The organism is Amycolatopsis rubida, from assembly GCF_900115345.1.
GTDB classification, from domain to species: Bacteria; Actinomycetota; Actinomycetes; order Mycobacteriales; family Pseudonocardiaceae; genus Amycolatopsis; species Amycolatopsis rubida.
In genome coordinates, this window is sequence record NZ_FOWC01000003.1 from 202,393 (window position 1) to 218,422 (window position 16,030).

Consider the following 16,030-nt stretch of genomic DNA (forward strand, 5'->3'; position numbering starts at 1 on the left):
AGGCCCGGCCGGCCGGTGTCTCCGCCGCTCCGGCGAGCACGAGCAGAATGCTCTCCAGAACGATCACCGGTCCCTGTCTTTCCTCGTGGCGAGCATGGGATTCGAACGCTGAGGTGCTGAGGGCCCGGGTACCCGTCGCCCGGACGGGCAAACTCCGCGGCGGCGGGAGTTTCGCGGAGGTGCGGCCGGGGCGCGCGGAATCCGGTGCGCACGAGGCGGCGGGGATCGGGAAGCGCGAGCTGGGGTTCGTCCTTTATGGACTGCTGGAACCGGGCTCTGAGCGGTGCCGAGCACGTGGCGGTCCAGCCAGGCGCGGGACATCCGGCGCTCGCGACCACGAGCACCGCCGCCTGCGGCGCGATCGCCCTCCCGGAGCGCCGAGATCGAGACCTGTTCGTCGCGCTGGCCTTCCCGTTCGGCTCGGACGCAGTCCTTTTCCTCTTTGGCTTTGGCGAGGTGGCTGGCGGCGAGGTCGAGTTTTTCCAGGCGCGGCCGGCTGACCCCGGTCTGATTATGGGCGGTTTTTCGCCGCGGTGGACCAAATTCGAAACTTCTTGGCTGCGGGAGGGCCAAGTCCCGGCGAGCGGGGCGAGTCGGCGGTGCGGCTCGATCGGATGCCTGGGACGGTTCGCCTGCCGACGGGCGTACGGTGGGTGCTGGCCGCGCTCCCCGATGACCCGCGTTTTCGCAGTGCGGCACACCGTTCGGTCCAGGAGGGCGCATAAACCCTTGGCCGTCGGTTCGGGCCCGATCCGGCCCACCCCTTCGCATAGGGTCTGGACTGCGAAAACGGGATCGTGCGGCGAGGTCTCGCGGCCGCGCCGGAGGCGAGCGCGGCGCGACCGGCCAGGGGATTGTTCGAGCTGGCCGGTTTCCTGACTGCCGTAGCAGGGAGCCTGTCTCGGGCTGGAGAACGCATCCGAGGCAAGAACAGTGCCGGCTTGGCGATCGCGCGTACTGGGGACCGGGCGATGACGGCGGTGCTGCCCGACTGCGTTGTGGCTCGGTCGTTACCGCCCGACGACCATGCGGGGGCATCAAGTCGATGCTCGGCCGTCGAGCGGAGCAAGCCGGGGTTTCCGCCGCGCCTGGGCACACCGGCGCGGCGGGGAGCGGATGAGCTGGTGAAGAATTCAGTCGAGCGACGTTGCCCGCCGGAGCAGGGGTCAGCGTCCGGTTTCGAGTTCGGACAGGTTCAGCGCCAGCTTGCGATGGACCGCGGGCAAGCCAGTCCAGAGTGCGCATCGCGGTATTGCGCACGGCTCGCCGCTCAGCACCCGACCGGCGGGCCAGATCCAGCGCGTCTTGGATGCCAGTGTTCGTGCCCTGGCGGCCGACTGGGCTGTGCACCCGCGCGGCGTCGCCGGCGCGGTAGCCTCAGCCAGGCGATGGTGCACGTGGAACCGCCAACTCCGTCCCTGTCCGGTCACCTTCGCCACGATCCGGTGCCGGGCAGCGACGTGAGCACGGTGACGCCTTCGGAGTCCTTTCGCTTCATCAACATCTGCTCGGTAATGTCCTGCGGCACCAGCAGGGCATAGGGATGGGCCCGGGGCAGTCGCCGAGGTCGATGTGCGGCGGCACGCGATCATGCTCGCGCACAGTGAATTTCGAGACGAGGATGCCGCGCGCCGCGAGTTCCTCGGTGTCGCCCAGTTCCTTGAGGGCGCAGGCGTGCGAACAGGCCGGGGTTCGTGCCGTCGACGACGCCCGGCGGGTCTGCGGCGAATGGCGCAGGACCATGGCGGCTTCGAGCGACTCGCGACATTCGGCCTTGGCGACGCACGCCGGCCGGCATGATGTTTTCCTTTGCCCGCACCGGGGATTCCCCGTGGCTATCGCGTCAACGCCGCCAGGTCCGCGGTTGCCGAGCGTCCGGTGGCTTTCTGCAGCAGGGGCGAATAAACCAGCGGGGTAACGAGTTCCACGACCAGCATCGCGACGTAGAACCAGTGCGGCCAGCCGACATAGGCCACGGTCAGCAAGCGCACCAGGCCGCCGGCGAAGAACACCAGCATGAGGAGGTGGATCAGGCCGGCGTGCCGGTCCAGATCCCGGGCGGCCCACACGCAGGCGATCCCGTACCCGAGGAACAACAGCATCGAGAACCGCAGATCCCCGTCGAGGGTGGCGTTCGGCGTGTTCGCGCCGATGATCGTGCTCGGCCCGATCAGGATGTGCGCCAGCGCGATCAGTGCGCAGGCGATGCCGAAAACGACGAGGTACCAGCGCAATACGGCCTTCATGATCGCCTCCCGATCCGGATCCCCGGCGTTAGTACACACGCGTCTACTAGGCCGCCGAAGCGTAACCGCGCTAGTGGACGCGCGTCAACTAGGGTGGGGTGATGCCGCCCCGCCGCCGCCTCGCCCCGGACCAGCGCCGCGCCGAACTTCTCGACATCGGCGCACAGATGTTCGCCGCACTGCCCTACGAACAGGTGCAGATGGACCGGATCGCCGAACGCGCCGGAGTCTCCCGTGCCCTGCTGTACCGGCACTTCCCGAAGAAGAGCGTCCTGTTCGCGGCGATCTACCAACGGGCCGCCGACCGGCTGCAGGCCCGGATCCGGTTCGAGTCCGGCCGGCCGCTGACCGACCAGGTGGCCGCCGGCCTCGACGCGCACATGGACTACTTCGCGGCCAACCGCCACACCGTGCTGGCCGCCAACCGCGATCTCGCCGGCGACCCCGTCGTGCAGGCCATCGTGCTGGGCGACCACCGGGCCATGCACGACGTCATGCTCGCCGCCACCGGTCTCAGCGGCGCGCAGCGCGCCACCATGTCCGCGGCGCTCACCTCATGGCTGATGTTCGTGCACACCCTGTGCCTGGAATGGCTCGAACACGACCGCCTCACCCGCGACCAGGTCCGTGATATCAGTCTCGGCGCGCTGACCGGAACCATTGCCGCACTGCAGGATCCGTCGCGGACCGGCGTCCGGTAGCGACAGCCGGGCACGGAACCGCTCGCCCTCGTGCCTCCGCCCGGAAACGGGGCGCACACACCGGGCATCGAGGAATACCGAACGTCGCGTCGCAACGGTGGATCCCGTCGACGCCAACGCCCGGAGACCGCGGCCGGGGATGGCTGCGCTCGCGAGGTCGACCAGATCCGAACGGACGGCCGTGACGCCGGATCAGCGCGGCGGCCGTCGCGAGGCCGCCGCCCGCACCTGACCCGGATGACAGCTTGGCCGGCCGGCGTGCAGCCAGGTTTCGTGGGCGGCCAGATACGGTTCGGCGAGGTCCGGCCGATCGGGGCCGGGCAGGTCGGGGCTGATCGCGTACCCGGCTTCGGCGAGGACGGCGGCGAGGTAGCGTTACGGCCGGTCGAAAGGGAACGAGTAGCCCGCCAGCGGCGAGGGGTCGTCGGCGGGATTCGCGAGCGTCACGACGTCCTGGCAGTAGAGCATGGTCAGTTCGCTGATGCGCCACTCGCCGCCGGTGCGTAGGAGCCGTTGGAAGAGGCGGCCGTGCGAGGCGAGGTTGAGTTCGACGCCGGCGAGGGTCGCGGTGGTGTGCACGGTGCAGTTCTCGCTGGCGAGGGCGCGGTCGCCGACGACCTGCGAGCTGACCGCGCCGAGGGTGTGGAAGCTGCGGCTGCCGCGTTCGTGCATGCGGCGGGACGCGGCGGCGAATTCCTCGCCGGTGCCGGAGAACCAGCTCAGTTCGACCTTGGCGCCAGGGGCGAACGCGGACGCCATCAGGTCCCACCGGGCGGTGTCGCGGGCGGTACGTTCGAGCAGGACGACCTCGGAGATTTCGGACACGGCGCTACCTCGCCAGCCGGGGGAACAGCCGGCGGGCGTTGGCGGTGGTGAGCGTGCGCCACTGCGGTCCGGCGGCGTCGATCGACGCGACCTGTCGCAGCACTGCCGGCACCGGGGTCCAGCAGGAATCGCTGCCGTAGAGCAGCCGTGCGGTGCCGACGGCGGCGGTGAGCGCCGGGACCTGGCGGGGGAAGGGCGTGCCGGCGAGGTCGAACCAGAATTCGGCGAGTCGCTCGCGCACCGGCGGGGCGTCCGGGCCGAACGCGGTGCGGAACAGTTCGAGCCGGTCCGCGAGCAGGGGCAGCGCGCCGCCGCCGTGCGGGAAGATCCATGCGATGCCCGGGTAGCGCGCGGCTGTTCCGGTGAGCAGCAGATCCGTTGCGGCGCGGGCGGAATCGAAGATGAACTCCAGCAGCGGCCGCGGCAGGCCGAGGCTCACGGCCTCGTGGGCGGGCGGCGAGGTGGGGTGCACGAACACCACTGCGCGGCGGCGGTCGAGTTCAGCCCACACCGGCTCGAACGCGGGGTCGGCGAGGTAACGGCCGTGTGCGTTCGTTTCGACGGCGACTCCGTCGCTGCCGAGGGTGTCGAGTGCGTAGGCGAGTTCGGCCAGTGCGCCGTCGACGTCGGGCAGCGGAAGGTTGGCGAAGTGCCCGAACCGGCCGGGGTGGTCGCGGACGTGTCCGGCGGCGAATTCGTTGACCTCGCGGGTGAGGGCGCGTGCGGCGGCGTCGTCGCCGAAGTGGGTGCCGGGGGAGGAGACCGACAGCAGCGCGGTGCCGATTCCGGCCCGGTCCATCAAGCCGAGGTGTTCGCGCACGTTCCACGACGGCCACGCGGGCATGCCGTCGGGATCGCGGTGTCCGGCGGCGATCGCGGCTTCGACGTAGCGGGGCGTGACGAAGTGAGAGTGGACGTCGACCAGCGGTTCGGCGGTCACGACCGGATTCCTTCCTGCTCGACGCCCGCGCACCAGACGCGCTGGATTCGGCGGGTGGCGCTGATGTCTTCGAGCAGGTCGCCGTCGATCAGCACCGCGTCCGCGCGCAGGCCCGGGGCGATCGCGCCGCGGTCGGCGAGCCCGAAATGCCGGGCCGGTCCGCTGGTCGCGGCGCGCAGGGCCGCGGCGGGGGAGAGCCCGGCCCGGACCAGGAGTTCCAGCTCGTCGTGCAGGCTTTCGCCGTGCGCGACGAGCGGCGGCAGCCCGCGCACGACGGCCGCGTCCGTCCCGGCCAGCACCGGCACCCCGGCCTGGTGCAGCGCGGTGACGTTCCCCATTGCCACGTCGAGGGCTTCTGGCAGCCCGCGCATCGTGCCCAGGGCCCGTTCCATGGTCAGCGTGGGCACCGAGACCCGCCCGGCCATGCGGGCGATCTCGTCGTCGCCGAGCGGTGCGTCCATCGGGACGTGCGTGACGATGTCGACGCCGAGATCGAGCGCGAGCACGTACGCGCCGCGAGAAGCCGCATGCGCGACAACAGATTTCCCGTGCTGGTGAGCAGCTTCGACCAAAGCCGCGGCCGCGGCGGGATCGGGTCCGCCCGCGCCGGGCGCTTCCAGCACGATCTTCACGTAGTCCACGCCTTCGCGGACCCGGTCGGCGACGAACTGCGCGCCGTCGCGCAGGATCGCGTCCGCGGGCAGGTCCGGGAACTGCGCGTGCGGTCCGCCGGGGCCGATCGCGGGGGTGCCCGCGCTGCGGATGTCCGGGAGCCCGGGCAGGCCGCGCTGAGCCGCCACCCGCTCGGCGGGCCAAGTGGCCATGTCGAGCGCGGTCGTCACGCCCCACCGGCCGAGCTGGCGCAGCGTGTCCACCTCGTGGAGGTGCAGGTGCGCGTCGATGAGGCCGGGCAAGAGCACCGCGCCCGCCGCGTCGACGCGTTCCGCGCCCGCTTCCTCGGTTCCGATGACCCCGCCGTCGAACACGACGGTCCGCGGCGGCGACAGCGTTTCGCCCTCGAACACCCGTACCCCGGTCAGCGCGATGCGCACAGCGGTCCTTTCGTCGGCGGATGACTGGCTAGCGAAGAGCATTGCGCAATTCGCCGATTCCTTCGATTCGGCTGACCAGCGTGGCGCCGCGCGGCAGGAAGCGCGGCGGTTTGCGGCTGCCGCCCACCCCGGCGGGCGTGCCGGTGAAGACCAGGTCGCCGGGCAGCAGCGGGCACACCGCCGACAGCCGCGCGATCAGTTCCGGCACCGGGAAGATCAGGTCGGCCGTCGTGCCCTTCTGCAGCACCTCGTCGCCGAGCGCGCATTCGATCGCGAGGTTCGCCGGGTCGCCGAGTTCGTCGGGGGTCACCACCGCCGGGCCGATGGGGCCGAACCCGGGGAACGATTTGCCGAATCCGAACTGCGGGGCCGGGCCGGCCAGCTGCACGACGCGTTCGGACAGGTCCTGGCCCACGGTCAGCCCGGCCACGTGCGCCCAGGCGTCCGCCGCGGCGACCCGGTGGGCGCGCGCCCCGATCACCACGACCAGCTCCACCTCCCAGTCGACGTGGTCGCTGGGCAGGTCGATCGCCGCGACCGGGCCGGTGACGCAGGTCGGGAACTTGGTGAACACGAGCGGCTCTTCCGGCTCGGCCAGGTTCGCCTCGGCGGCGTGGTCGCGGTAGTTGAGCCCGATCGCGAACACCTGCCTGGGGAGCGCCACCGGGGCGTCGAGCCGGGCCGGGTCGAACGGCCGGTACGCGGACGCGGGCACGCTGGGGGCCCAGGCGGCGAGTTCGGCCCAGCGTTCGTAGACGTCGAACCCGTCGGGGGCGAACGCGCCGCCGCTGGCTTCGGCGATGTCGGCTGCGGTGTCCCCGGAGACGAGGCGGTAGCGGCCGTCGATCCTGCTGATGCGCATTGAGTGTCCTTTGCGGTCAGTCGGCGGAGTGGGAACCGGTCATCAGCGCGGCGAGGTCTTCCGGCGCGAGGAACGACGGAGGCGGCGGCGGACCCCAGTTGTACAAGCCTTTCGCGCCTTCCACGACCTCCGGCTGCCACAGCGCGTCCTCGACGACGCAGTCGAGATCGCTGTAATACTCGGAGAAATTGCCCGCCGGGTCCTTGAGATACCAGAAGAAGTTCGACCCGATGTGATGACGGCCGAGCCCCCACACGTGCCGCTCCGGGTCGGCCTCCAGCATCGCGGTCGCGCCGCGGCCGACCTCGTCCACGTCCTCGACTTCCCACGCGGTGTGGTGCAGGAAGTTCAGCGGAGCCTGCTGGACGAGCACGTTGTGGTGGTCGGTCGAGCAGCGCAGGAAGCTCGCCAGCCCGGGCACGCGGTCGCTGACCTTGAACCCGAGCCCTTCGGTGAAGAACCGCTGGGTGGCTTCCTGGTCGAGCGAACCGAGCACGACGTGGCCGAGTTTGCGCGGCCGGACGGGGCCGGTGCGGCCGATGCCGTCGGCACGCGCGTCGGGACGGCCCACGCGGCCCGGCCCGTTCGTGGCGGCGACCGGTGCCGGTTCCTGCCGTACTTCCGGGGCGATCGCGACGACGACGGTCAGCGCGGAGTGGGGGTCCTCGACGGTCAGCGACGTCGCGTCGGTGCGGTAGGCGACGCCGAGCTTGTCGAGCTGGGCGCCGATGCGGCCGAGGTCGTCCTGGTCGTGCACGCCGACGCCGAGTTCCAGCAGCCGCCGCCGTTCGGCCGGGGCGAGGCGGAGCTGTTCGCCGCCGTCGACGGTGCCGTAACGGTGGCCGCCGAGGTCGGCCAGCCCGAAATCGCGGTAGTAGGCGGCGGTGGCGTCGACGTCGGGCACGCCGATGGCGAGCGAGGTCAACCGGTGCAGGCTCATGCGGTCTCCTTGGCGAGGGCGGCGGCACGCGCGGCGGCGACGCCGGCGTACCAGTCGATCAGGGCGGGGTCGTCCACCGCCGCGGGATCGGCCACAGCGGACGGTTCGGCGCCCTGCATGATCCGTTTCAGCGGGACTTCGAGCTTTTTCCCGGTGCGGGTGTGCGGGATGCCGGGCGCGGCGACGATCTCGTCCGGCACGTGCCGCGGCGAGGCATGCGCGCGGATGGCGGCGACGAGCCGGGAGCGGAGGCCGTCGTCGAGTTCAGTGCCGGGGGAGAGCGTGACGAACAGCGGCATCCAGTACCCGCCGTCAGGCTCTTCGACACCGAGGACGAGGGCTTCGGCGATTTCCGGCAGCGGTTCGACGGCGTCGTAAATGTCGGCGCTGCCCATGCGCACGCCGTGCCGGTTCAGCGTCGAATCGGAACGGCCGTGGAGCACGAAAGTGCCGCGCTCGGTGTGCGTGGCCCAGTCGCCTTGCCGCCACACCCCTGGATAGGTCGAGAAGTACGCCTCGCGGAAGCGGACGTCTCCGGGATCGTGCCAGAAGCGCAGCGGCATCGACGGCATCGGCTCGGTGATCACCAGTTCGCCGACTTCGCCGACCAGCGAGCGCCCCGCCGGATCGTAGGCGTCGGCGGCCACGCCGAGACAGGGCCCGGAAATCTCGCCCGCGTACACCGGCAGCGTCGGGGCGGCGCCGACGAATCCGGTGACGACGTCCGTGCCGCCGCTGGTCGAGGCGATCTGCACGTGCGGCCCGAGCCGGTCGGCCAGCCATTCGGCGGTGCTGGCGGGCAAGGCCGAACCAGTCACGCCGACACATCGCAACGACGGCAGGGCAGGCAGCTTCGCCCCCTCCTTCACGCAGCTGAGCAGAAAGCCGGGGCTGGTGCCGAGCACGGTGACCTCGCACCGGGCGGCGAGTTCCCACAACGACGTGGGACTGCCGTCGTAGCAGACGATTCGCGCGCCGGTCAGCAGTCCGCCCGCCTGGCTGTTCCACATCATCCAGCTCGGTGTGGTGAACCAGAAGAACGTGTCGCCTTCGCCGAGGCCGAAATGCAAGCCGCTCGTCTTCAGCTGTTCCAGCAGCACGCCGCCGTGGCCGTGCACGATGCCCTTCGGCACGCCGGTGGTGCCGGAGGAGAACACCACCCACAGCGGATGGTCGAACGCCACCGGTTCCGCCGCGAACTCGGGTTCTCCGGCGACAGCGTCGGCCCACGGCAGCATCCCGGGCACGCCGGAACCGAGCCGTGGCACCGAAATCGCCAGCCGCACGGTCGGCAACTGCTCGCGCAGTCGTTGTGCTTCCGCTGCGCGGCTGCGGTCCGCACCGGCGAAGCGGTAGCCGTCGGCGGTGATCAGCGCGACGGGTTCGAGCTGGCCGAACCGGGCGACTGCGGCGGGCACCGCGTAGTCCTGGCCGCACGACGACCACACGGCGCCGAGCGAGGCCGTCGCGAGGAACGCCACGACCGCTTCGGCGATGTTCGGCAGGTACCCGACCACGCGATCATCGCGGCCGACTCCGTTGCGGCGCAACGTGTCCGCCAGTGCAGCGACCTGACGGCGAAGATCGCCCCAGGTGTACTCCACAGGTTCAGCCGCCTCGCGGACGTCGAGAATCGCGACGCTCTCTGGCCGCCGGTCCCGCAGCGCGTGCTCGGTGTAGTTGAGCTGCGCGCCGGGAAACCATTTCGCGTGCGGCATTTCCGGTTCGGCGAGCGCGGGACCCGGCGGCGTGGCGGAGCGGACGTCGAAGAAGTCCCACACCGCCTGCCAGAAATCGCCGAGCTGCTCGACCGACCAGCGGTGCAGTTCCGCGTAGCCGGGGAACCGGAGGCCGCGGCGCTCTCCGGCGAACGCCGCGAACCGGGCGATCCGGGTGTCCGCGCCGGGGTCCGGGACCCACCGGGGTTCGGTCATGCGTGCTCCTCAGACCAGCGGGGTGACGGGGTCGGCGACGCCGAGCAGCGCCTTGCCGTAGATCTCGTAGCCGACCGCGGGCGACACGATGGCGTGCCGGGCGGCGGTCGCCGAATCGCGCCAGATCCGCTGCAAGGGGTTGACCTCGGCGAAGGAACCGGCCCCGTGCGCCGACAGCAGGATTTCGAGGGCGCGGGTGACGCATTCGGCGACGTAACCGGTGTCGGACCGCACGCGGGCGCGGGTGAGGTAGCCGGGGTATTCGCCGCGGGCGGCCGCGCCGTCGACGTCGTCCGCCGCGCGGTACGCGACGAGCCGGGCAGTGTCGAGCAACCGGGACGCCTCGGCGATCTGGAGCTGGAAGCCGACCGAATCCTGTTGCGCGGTGAAGAAGGTATAGGAGATGGGCTTCTTCGCGGCTTTGCCGACCACGAGGTCCAAAGCGGCCTTGCCCATGCCCAGCTGCGGGCCGACCAGCACCAGCGCGAGCACCGGGACCAGCGCGGAGCGGTACAGGACCTCGTCCTTGTGCTCGGTGGGATAGTCGCCGCCGATGGCGGGCGGGATCCGCAGGACGCGGTGCTCGGGCACGAACACGTCCTCGGCGACCATGCAGTTGCTGCCCGACGAGCGCATCCCGGCCACGAACCAGGTGTCTTCGAGCGTGAGATCGGCGCGCGGGATCAGCGCCATGCCCTGGTCGACCGTGGCTCCGGTCTCGTCGGTGATCGGGATGCCGAGTCCGGCCCAGGTCGCGTGCCAGGAGCCGGAGTTGTAGAACCACTTGCCGGTGACCCGCCAGCCGCCCTCGACCTTGCGGGTCTCGGCGGTGGGCGTCAGCACGCCGGAGACCTTGGCGTCCGGGTCGGCGCCGAACACCTCGTCCTGCGCGCGTTCCGGGAAGAGCCCGACCACCCACGACATCACGTTCGTCAGGGTCACCACCCAGGACGTGCCGCCGTCGGCTTCGGCGACCGCGGCGGAGACGTCGAGCATCGTGCGCAGCGAGGTTTCGTAGCCGCCGTACCGTTTCGGCGTCGCGATCCGGAACAGCCCGGCGTCGGTCAGTGCCTTGATGCTTTCCTCGGCGACGCGCCGGTTCCGCTCGCCTTCGGCCGCGTTGTTCTTCAGCAGCGGCGCGAGGTCCTCGACCCGGGCGATCAGTTCCTCCGCGGTGGGCACGACGGTGTGCGTGGCGGTCATGGATTCTCCTGGTTCGGTTGCGGTTCAGCGGGAACAGGCAGCGATGTGGTCGGCGAGCGGGGTGCGCGGCCGCGCGGCGAAGCGGGAGTGCGTGCCGAAGGTGCGATGGCTGTACACGAGCGGCGGCCGCGGTGCGGAGACGGCGAGAACGACCTGGCCGACCAACAGCAGGTGGTCCCCGGCGGGCACCGCTTGAGCCAGTTCGCACACGGCCCAGCCGGCCACGTCGTCGAGCCGCGGCAGCCCGGAGGAGGGGGACCAGCGCGCGGCGGAGAACCGGTCGGCGCCCGGCTTGGCGAATACGGTCGCCAGGCCGTCCTGGCCGGCGCTGAGGACGTTGACGCCGAACCGGCCGGCCGCCTGGATCCGCGACAGCAGCCGGGACCGGCGGTCGAGCGCGATCGAGATCAGCGCCGGCCGGAGGGAAAGCGAGGCCAGCGAGCTGACCGTGGCGCCGTGCGGCCCGTCCCCGTCGGCCGTGGTCACCACCGCGACCGGGGCGCACACCCCGGCCATCAAGTCACGAAAGTGCTGGTCCAGCATGACCGGCCACCCTTCGCTAATTAGTAATGATTAATTGGCTGAGGCTCAGTGTCGGCGTGGGTCCGGGCATGCGTCAAGAGGGGGCGGATAATTAATCATGGTTTTTTCGGCCAGGGCGGCACGGCGGTTGTTAAGGTGAGCCGGGGAGGAGAGCTGATGGACGGCGGATCGACACCGGTCGAGGACCTGGAGGGTCCCGCCTACTCGCGCGAGCTGTGGGCGCGGGTGGCGGATCCGGGCAGCACCGTGGCGGTCGGCCGCTCGCGCGCGGAACAGGCGGCGGGCCGGATCGCCCGGCTCGCCGCCTCGGTGCCCGCCGGTCAGCGCCTCGGCAGCAAAGAAGACCTCCGCAAGCTGTGCGGGGTGTCGGTCGGTGCGATCAACGAGGCGATCAAACTGGCGCAGACCCGAGGGGTCGTCACCTCGAGGCCGGGCCCGGGCGGCGGGTTGTTCGCCTGCGATCCGTCGCCGCTGTCCCGGATGAACGGCTGGTTCCGCTCCGCTGCCGAGGACGCCTCGGCGTTCGACGAGACCGTGCAGATCCGCGACGCGATCGCCCCGCTGCTCGTCGGCGAGGCGCTGCGGCACATCACGCCGGCCGACCAGGAGGCCTTGGCCGAGCGGCTCGGGCGCGTCCGCCGTACCCGGGACGAGCACGAGGTCGCGGAGTTCGTGTCGGCGTGCTGGGAACTGCACGCGTACTTCGCCGAGCTGGGCAAAGGCGTCCTGCTGAACACGCTGTACCTGAGCATTATGGATCTCGGCACCGGCTATCTGCGCGCCAAGCTCGCAGACGCCGACCTGGCGGCAGTGCGCCTGGATCCGCTTGCCGAGGCGATGGAAGAGCTGGTGGACGCGTTGGAACGGCGCGACGCTCCGGCAGCGGTCGCTGCGTTGCACCGCACCGTCCCGACGGTGATTCTGCCCGAGGGGGAGTGACTCTCCGCCGGATCGTCAGCCGGAATTCGCGGGGTCAGGCGGGTTTTGCCAGACCGGGCCTCATCGGGTGCGAGGCGGTGGTCGCGGCACGTCGGCACTGATTTCGCGGCGCGACGCCGGAACCGGCGTCGCGCAAGGTCGTCGAGCCGGGCGCACCGGCGGAACGGCTCGCCGACGCGGCTGGTGAGTGCGTCAGCTTCGATGCCGTCGGCGTCCGGGGGAAGAGGGCCGCGCACGTGGCCCGGCCGGTTGACCTCTACCAATGTCGAGGTTCGAGAATCGCGACCATGACATTGTGGATCTGCGACCGATGCGGCATCGAGCAACCCGGTTCCCCGGAACCCCCGCATTGCGTGATGGACCGCGGCGAGGCCGGCATCGAGGAGCGCGGGGACCTGGGCCCGCATTCCGGGAGCTGGCGGACTCACGAACAGCTTGCCGCCGAACCGCACACGGTGCGGCAGCGGGACCACGGCCGCGGGGTGCACAGCCTGCGCCGGGAACCGGTGGTGGGCATCGGGCAGTGGTCGTTCGTCGTGCGGACCGCGCGGGGGACCGTGCTGTGGGATCCGCCGACCTCCATCGAGCCGGACACGCTCGCCGCGGTCCGGGCGCTGGGCGAGGTCGCCGCGGTGGCGACCAGCCACCCGCACATGTTCGCCGCCCAGATCAGCTGGAGCCACGCGTTCGGGCGGGTCCCGGTGCTGGTGAACGATGCGGGCCGGGAGTGGCTGGGCCGCACCGACCCCGTGCTCGAGTTCTGGACGGAGCGCGCCGAGCCGGTGCCCGGGGTCGAACTGATCCAGGTCGGCGGCCATATGCCGGGCAGTGCGGTGCTGCGCACCCCGGACGGCACGATCCTGTCCGGCGACACGATCAGCGGCGGCCTGGCGCCGAACTGGGTGTCGTTCCAGCGCAGTTTCCCGAAGCACATCCCGCTGTCGGCCGCAGTGGTCCGGCGGATCGCGGACCGGCTGGACGGCTGGTCCTACGACCGGTTGTACACGCTCGGCGGCGACACCGTCGACGCGGACGCCAAGGCCGTCGTGCACCGCTCCGCCGAGGCGCACATCCGTTGGGTCAGCGGCGAATTCGACCACCTGACCTGACCGGCTTCCTCCGGCGCCAACGCGGCGATCGCCCGGACAGCTTCGGTGCCAAGGCCGATCTGGCCCGGGCGATCGCGCACAAGCACTCCGCCGCGATCGAGCCGGACTTCACCGGTGTGCGGCCTCGGGCGATGACCGACACGCTCGTCGTCAATACGCACAACGCCGCCCTGACGCATCCCGGCTCTGTCGCCCACCTGCCGGTCGAAGAGCGCGTCTGCCCGGCGTGACGCATGGCTCGGCCGATCGCTTCGGCGAAGCGATTGTGACCCGCGGTGTCCTCCTTGGCCTGGCGCCTGGGGGCGGCACCGACCTCGATGCTGCCCTGGAACGGGCGGGTGCCACCCTGTCCGCGGGCGACGCCGTCGCGGTTCGCGGCGGATGGGACATCAACTAGCCACTCGGCCAGCCAGTGCGTGAACTGGACCTCAGCGCTGTGCGGTGGTTGAGCGAGCACGGCGCGAGTGTCTCCGTCGGCGACGCCCGGCCCTCGCGATTCCCGATGCTCCTGCACCAGGTCGCCCTCGCCCGACTCGGCCTCCCGCCGGCCTCGAAGCACTCGCCGGGGTCTGCGAAGCGTCGAGTCGCTGGAGCTTCATGCTGGTCTTGGTGCCGCCCGGGCTCGTGGTCAATCCGATCGCCGTCTTCTGCGCCCGTGGAGAGCAGTACTTGGTCGTGACGGACGTTGTGGCGCGGTCAGCCACGCGATAGTCGCCGCGCTTCACGGCGGCCCGGCGGGCTTCACGTTTCCCGAACGGCGAAAGCAACTGGATCCGGAGGTCTCGCGATGCCGGGAACGGGCGGGCCGCGGCGTTTCCGGACCAGGCCGGGTTTCCACCCGGTGACGCGGAGCCGGCGGCGATCCGCTGGAGCAATGCCTGCTCAGCCGTCCCCTGCGCGACGTCGAGCGGCCGAGATCATCCCGCGCCCCCGGAGACCGGAGCGCTCGGCACGATGCCGGCCGCTGCGACCAGGGTTCGCGGGGTCCGGCCTGCTCAACGCCGCTTCGGCTAAGTTTCGCGGACAACGAAGCAACGGACGCCGCTATCTGTCGTCTTTGACTGTATGCGGACCATGGAGCGAAGCATCTCCGAGCGGACCCGGCAGCTGACCGCGAACATGGAAGCCAGCCCGGTGTCACGGCCCCACGCAGCGGAAGTCCGGGCATGATCGGCACCGAGACGCACTACCGCGCCGTCGTGCGCGTGCTCCCGGCCTGGTATCGCGCCGAGCGAGGCGACGAGATGGTCGGCACCCTGCTTGACCTGCGCGGCGAGCAGAACCACAAGGCGCTGTGGAGCGAACTGTGGGCGGTGCTGGCGCTGGGCGTGCGCACCCGGCTGGCGGCCAGGGCGGCACCCGCGCGCACGATTGCTCTCGGCGATCTCGTGCGGCAGGTCGCACTCCTCGGCCTGCTCTGGGACGTGCTCAAATCGGCCTGCGCCGCGAGCAACACGCTCTGGCTGCTGCTCACCTTCTCCGGCCCTCGCCCGGGGACCTTCCGCACGGCGCTGACGGCCGATCTGATCACGGAGCTCATCCCGCTGGCGGCCGCGCTGATCCCGCTCGTGCTGCTGGTCGACGGGTGGCGCCGCCTGGCGCGGATCGCTGCCGGGGCGATCCTGTCGATCGGCGCGATCTGGTTTCTGGTCAAGCATTCCAGCCCCGAAGCGCTCGGGTACTTCGCTCCGCAGTGGGTTCCGCTGGTGCTGTTGCTGGCGGCGTTCCACACCGACGCCCCGTTGCCGCCGGCGCGGCCGTGGTGGTGGGGCATCGGCGGAAGTATGCTCCTCGCTCCCGTCCTCGCACTCAGGTCCGGGCTTCCCGGCGAGCTCGACCGGATCGCCGGATTGTCCCCGCTGGTCTGGTTGTGCGCGATCGCCGGAGCCGGATGTCTGCTGCTCCGGCTCCGCTCCGAACCACGCGCGGCACGGACGCTCGCGCTGGCCCTGTGCATCGCTCTGGCGGTGATCCAGAACCTGGTGCTGAAAAACGGAGTCATCCCGTTCGACGAGATAGTGCTCGCGCAGGTCTGCTGTGCCGGGGCGATCGTCGGGGCATTGACCGTCGTCGGAATTCGCGACTACCGCCGGGCGGTCGTAAAGCGCTGAGGTCGGCGGAGTTCGCGCGAGACCGCGGTGAGCCAGACGGTTTCGGCGGCGATGGTCGGGGCGAGGAGGGCGGCAGGCAGTCCGCCGCGGTGCGGAAGCGGCGGCCCTCGCGGTGGGCGGTCAACGCGGCCACGATCGAGGCTGCTTCGACGGTGGCGGGTACCCGCTCCGGGGCGATCCTGGCGCGCCGGGAGACGGACGCCGCCCGTTCGGCCACTGCGGGATCGAAGTGTTCGCGCGGCGGTAGCAGGCCAGGTGCGCCCCGCCGCCGGGTCGAGGACGATGCCGGGCACTGCCTTTCGCCTCATAGTCCACAGTGGACAAAGTCGTCGGCAGTCCGGATCAGCTCGCAGCCACCGCGCCGAGCAGCACCGATCGGGTGTCCTCGTCGGAACTGACGCGGCCTGCCGCCAGCAGGCGCGACAGCCCACGCTGTCCGCAACAGTCCGCGCCGCGGCGAGCCCGAGCCTGGAATAGCGCCAGATAAGGACGATGAACAGCGACAACGCCGCTGCGGCAGAGGCGGTGCAGGTGACGTAGTAGATCAGCGGTGCCAGAATGCCGGTCCCGCTCACCACGGTGTTTCCGCCGACCTCGCGGGCGTCGGCGACGACGAGGAGAACGC

General features: G+C 71.0%; 15 protein-coding genes and 1 pseudogene. 5 read left to right on the top strand and 11 right to left on the bottom strand.

The window, feature by feature from the left end; genetic code table 11:
• Positions 1–63: 63 nt before the first annotated feature.
• Positions 64–1,356, bottom strand: a pseudogene (locus BM362_RS48930) (hypothetical protein); the annotation flags it as partial.
• Positions 1,357–1,835: 479 nt separating this feature from the next.
• Positions 1,836–2,246, bottom strand: coding sequence for a DUF4345 domain-containing protein (locus BM362_RS15375; protein ID WP_067590493.1), 411 nt, complete (start codon positions 2,244–2,246; stop codon positions 1,836–1,838).
• Positions 2,247–2,347: 101 nt separating this feature from the next.
• On the opposite strand from BM362_RS15375, the gene BM362_RS15380 reads away from it, so the two are divergent.
• The gene (locus tag BM362_RS15380) at positions 2,348–2,947 is read left to right on the top strand and encodes a TetR/AcrR family transcriptional regulator (RefSeq protein ID WP_093573573.1); all 600 of its coding nucleotides are present in this window, start codon (positions 2,348–2,350) and stop codon (positions 2,945–2,947) included.
• Positions 2,948–3,322: 375 nt separating this feature from the next.
• Here the strand turns inward: BM362_RS15380 and BM362_RS15385 are convergent, their stop codons facing one another.
• Genes BM362_RS15385 through BM362_RS15420 form a run of 8 tightly spaced genes read right to left on the bottom strand, consistent with a single transcriptional unit; the run spans position 3,323 to position 11,246 of the window.
• Positions 3,323–3,772 carry a nuclear transport factor 2 family protein gene (locus tag BM362_RS15385; RefSeq protein ID WP_093573574.1) on the bottom strand — a complete coding sequence of 150 codons (450 nt, stop codon included), beginning with the start codon at positions 3,770–3,772 and terminating at the stop codon, positions 3,323–3,325.
• Between the two features lie 4 nt (positions 3,773–3,776).
• Positions 3,777–4,712 (bottom strand): amidohydrolase family protein, encoded by a 936-nt coding sequence (locus BM362_RS15390; protein WP_093573575.1) that lies wholly within the window; start codon positions 4,710–4,712, stop codon positions 3,777–3,779.
• Positions 4,709–5,764 (bottom strand): amidohydrolase family protein, encoded by a 1,056-nt coding sequence (locus BM362_RS15395; protein ID WP_244287165.1) that lies wholly within the window; start codon positions 5,762–5,764, stop codon positions 4,709–4,711. The genes BM362_RS15390 and BM362_RS15395 overlap by 4 nt, the downstream gene beginning before the upstream one ends.
• Before the next feature lie 28 nt (positions 5,765–5,792).
• Positions 5,793–6,626 (bottom strand): fumarylacetoacetate hydrolase family protein, encoded by an 834-nt coding sequence (locus BM362_RS15400; RefSeq protein WP_067590507.1) that lies wholly within the window; start codon positions 6,624–6,626, stop codon positions 5,793–5,795.
• Positions 6,627–6,642: 16 nt separating this feature from the next.
• Positions 6,643–7,566: a VOC family protein gene (locus BM362_RS15405; protein WP_093573577.1), complete on the bottom strand. Its 924-nt coding sequence runs from the start codon at positions 7,564–7,566 to the stop codon at positions 6,643–6,645.
• A complete protein-coding gene (locus BM362_RS15410; protein WP_093573578.1) occupies positions 7,563–9,500 on the bottom strand; it encodes an acetoacetate--CoA ligase in 1,938 nt (645 codons plus the stop codon). The genes BM362_RS15405 and BM362_RS15410 overlap by 4 nt, the downstream gene beginning before the upstream one ends.
• A 9-nt stretch (positions 9,501–9,509) precedes the next feature.
• Complete coding sequence (locus BM362_RS15415) at positions 9,510–10,703, bottom strand: acyl-CoA dehydrogenase family protein (RefSeq protein ID WP_093573579.1); 1,194 nt, start codon at positions 10,701–10,703, stop codon at positions 9,510–9,512.
• Between the two features lie 24 nt (positions 10,704–10,727).
• Entirely contained in the window at positions 10,728–11,246 is a 519-nt protein-coding gene (locus tag BM362_RS15420) for a flavin reductase family protein (RefSeq protein ID WP_093573580.1), read from the bottom strand.
• Between the two features lie 156 nt (positions 11,247–11,402).
• On the opposite strand from BM362_RS15420, the gene BM362_RS15425 reads away from it, so the two are divergent.
• The 4 genes from BM362_RS15425 (at position 11,403) to BM362_RS15440 (ending at position 15,405) form a co-directional block, all read left to right on the top strand.
• Positions 11,403–12,185 (top strand): FadR/GntR family transcriptional regulator, encoded by a 783-nt coding sequence (locus BM362_RS15425; RefSeq protein ID WP_093573581.1) that lies wholly within the window; start codon positions 11,403–11,405, stop codon positions 12,183–12,185.
• A 287-nt stretch (positions 12,186–12,472) separates the two neighbouring features.
• Positions 12,473–13,294, top strand: a complete 822-nt coding sequence (locus tag BM362_RS15430; protein WP_067590524.1) for an MBL fold metallo-hydrolase — start codon at positions 12,473–12,475, stop codon at positions 13,292–13,294.
• Positions 13,261–13,524 (top strand): hypothetical protein, encoded by a 264-nt coding sequence (locus BM362_RS48230; protein WP_208865212.1) that lies wholly within the window; start codon positions 13,261–13,263, stop codon positions 13,522–13,524. Before BM362_RS15430 ends, BM362_RS48230 begins: the two co-directional genes overlap by 34 nt.
• A 936-nt stretch (positions 13,525–14,460) precedes the next feature.
• Positions 14,461–15,405, top strand: a complete 945-nt coding sequence (locus tag BM362_RS15440; protein ID WP_244287166.1) for a hypothetical protein — start codon at positions 14,461–14,463, stop codon at positions 15,403–15,405.
• Here BM362_RS15440 and BM362_RS50540 read toward each other — a convergent pair.
• Complete coding sequence (locus tag BM362_RS50540; RefSeq protein ID WP_425285704.1) at positions 15,293–15,622, bottom strand: hypothetical protein; 330 nt, start codon at positions 15,620–15,622, stop codon at positions 15,293–15,295. The two genes, BM362_RS15440 and BM362_RS50540, sit on opposite strands and share 113 nt — an antisense overlap.
• Between the last annotated feature and the right edge of the window lie 408 nt (positions 15,623–16,030).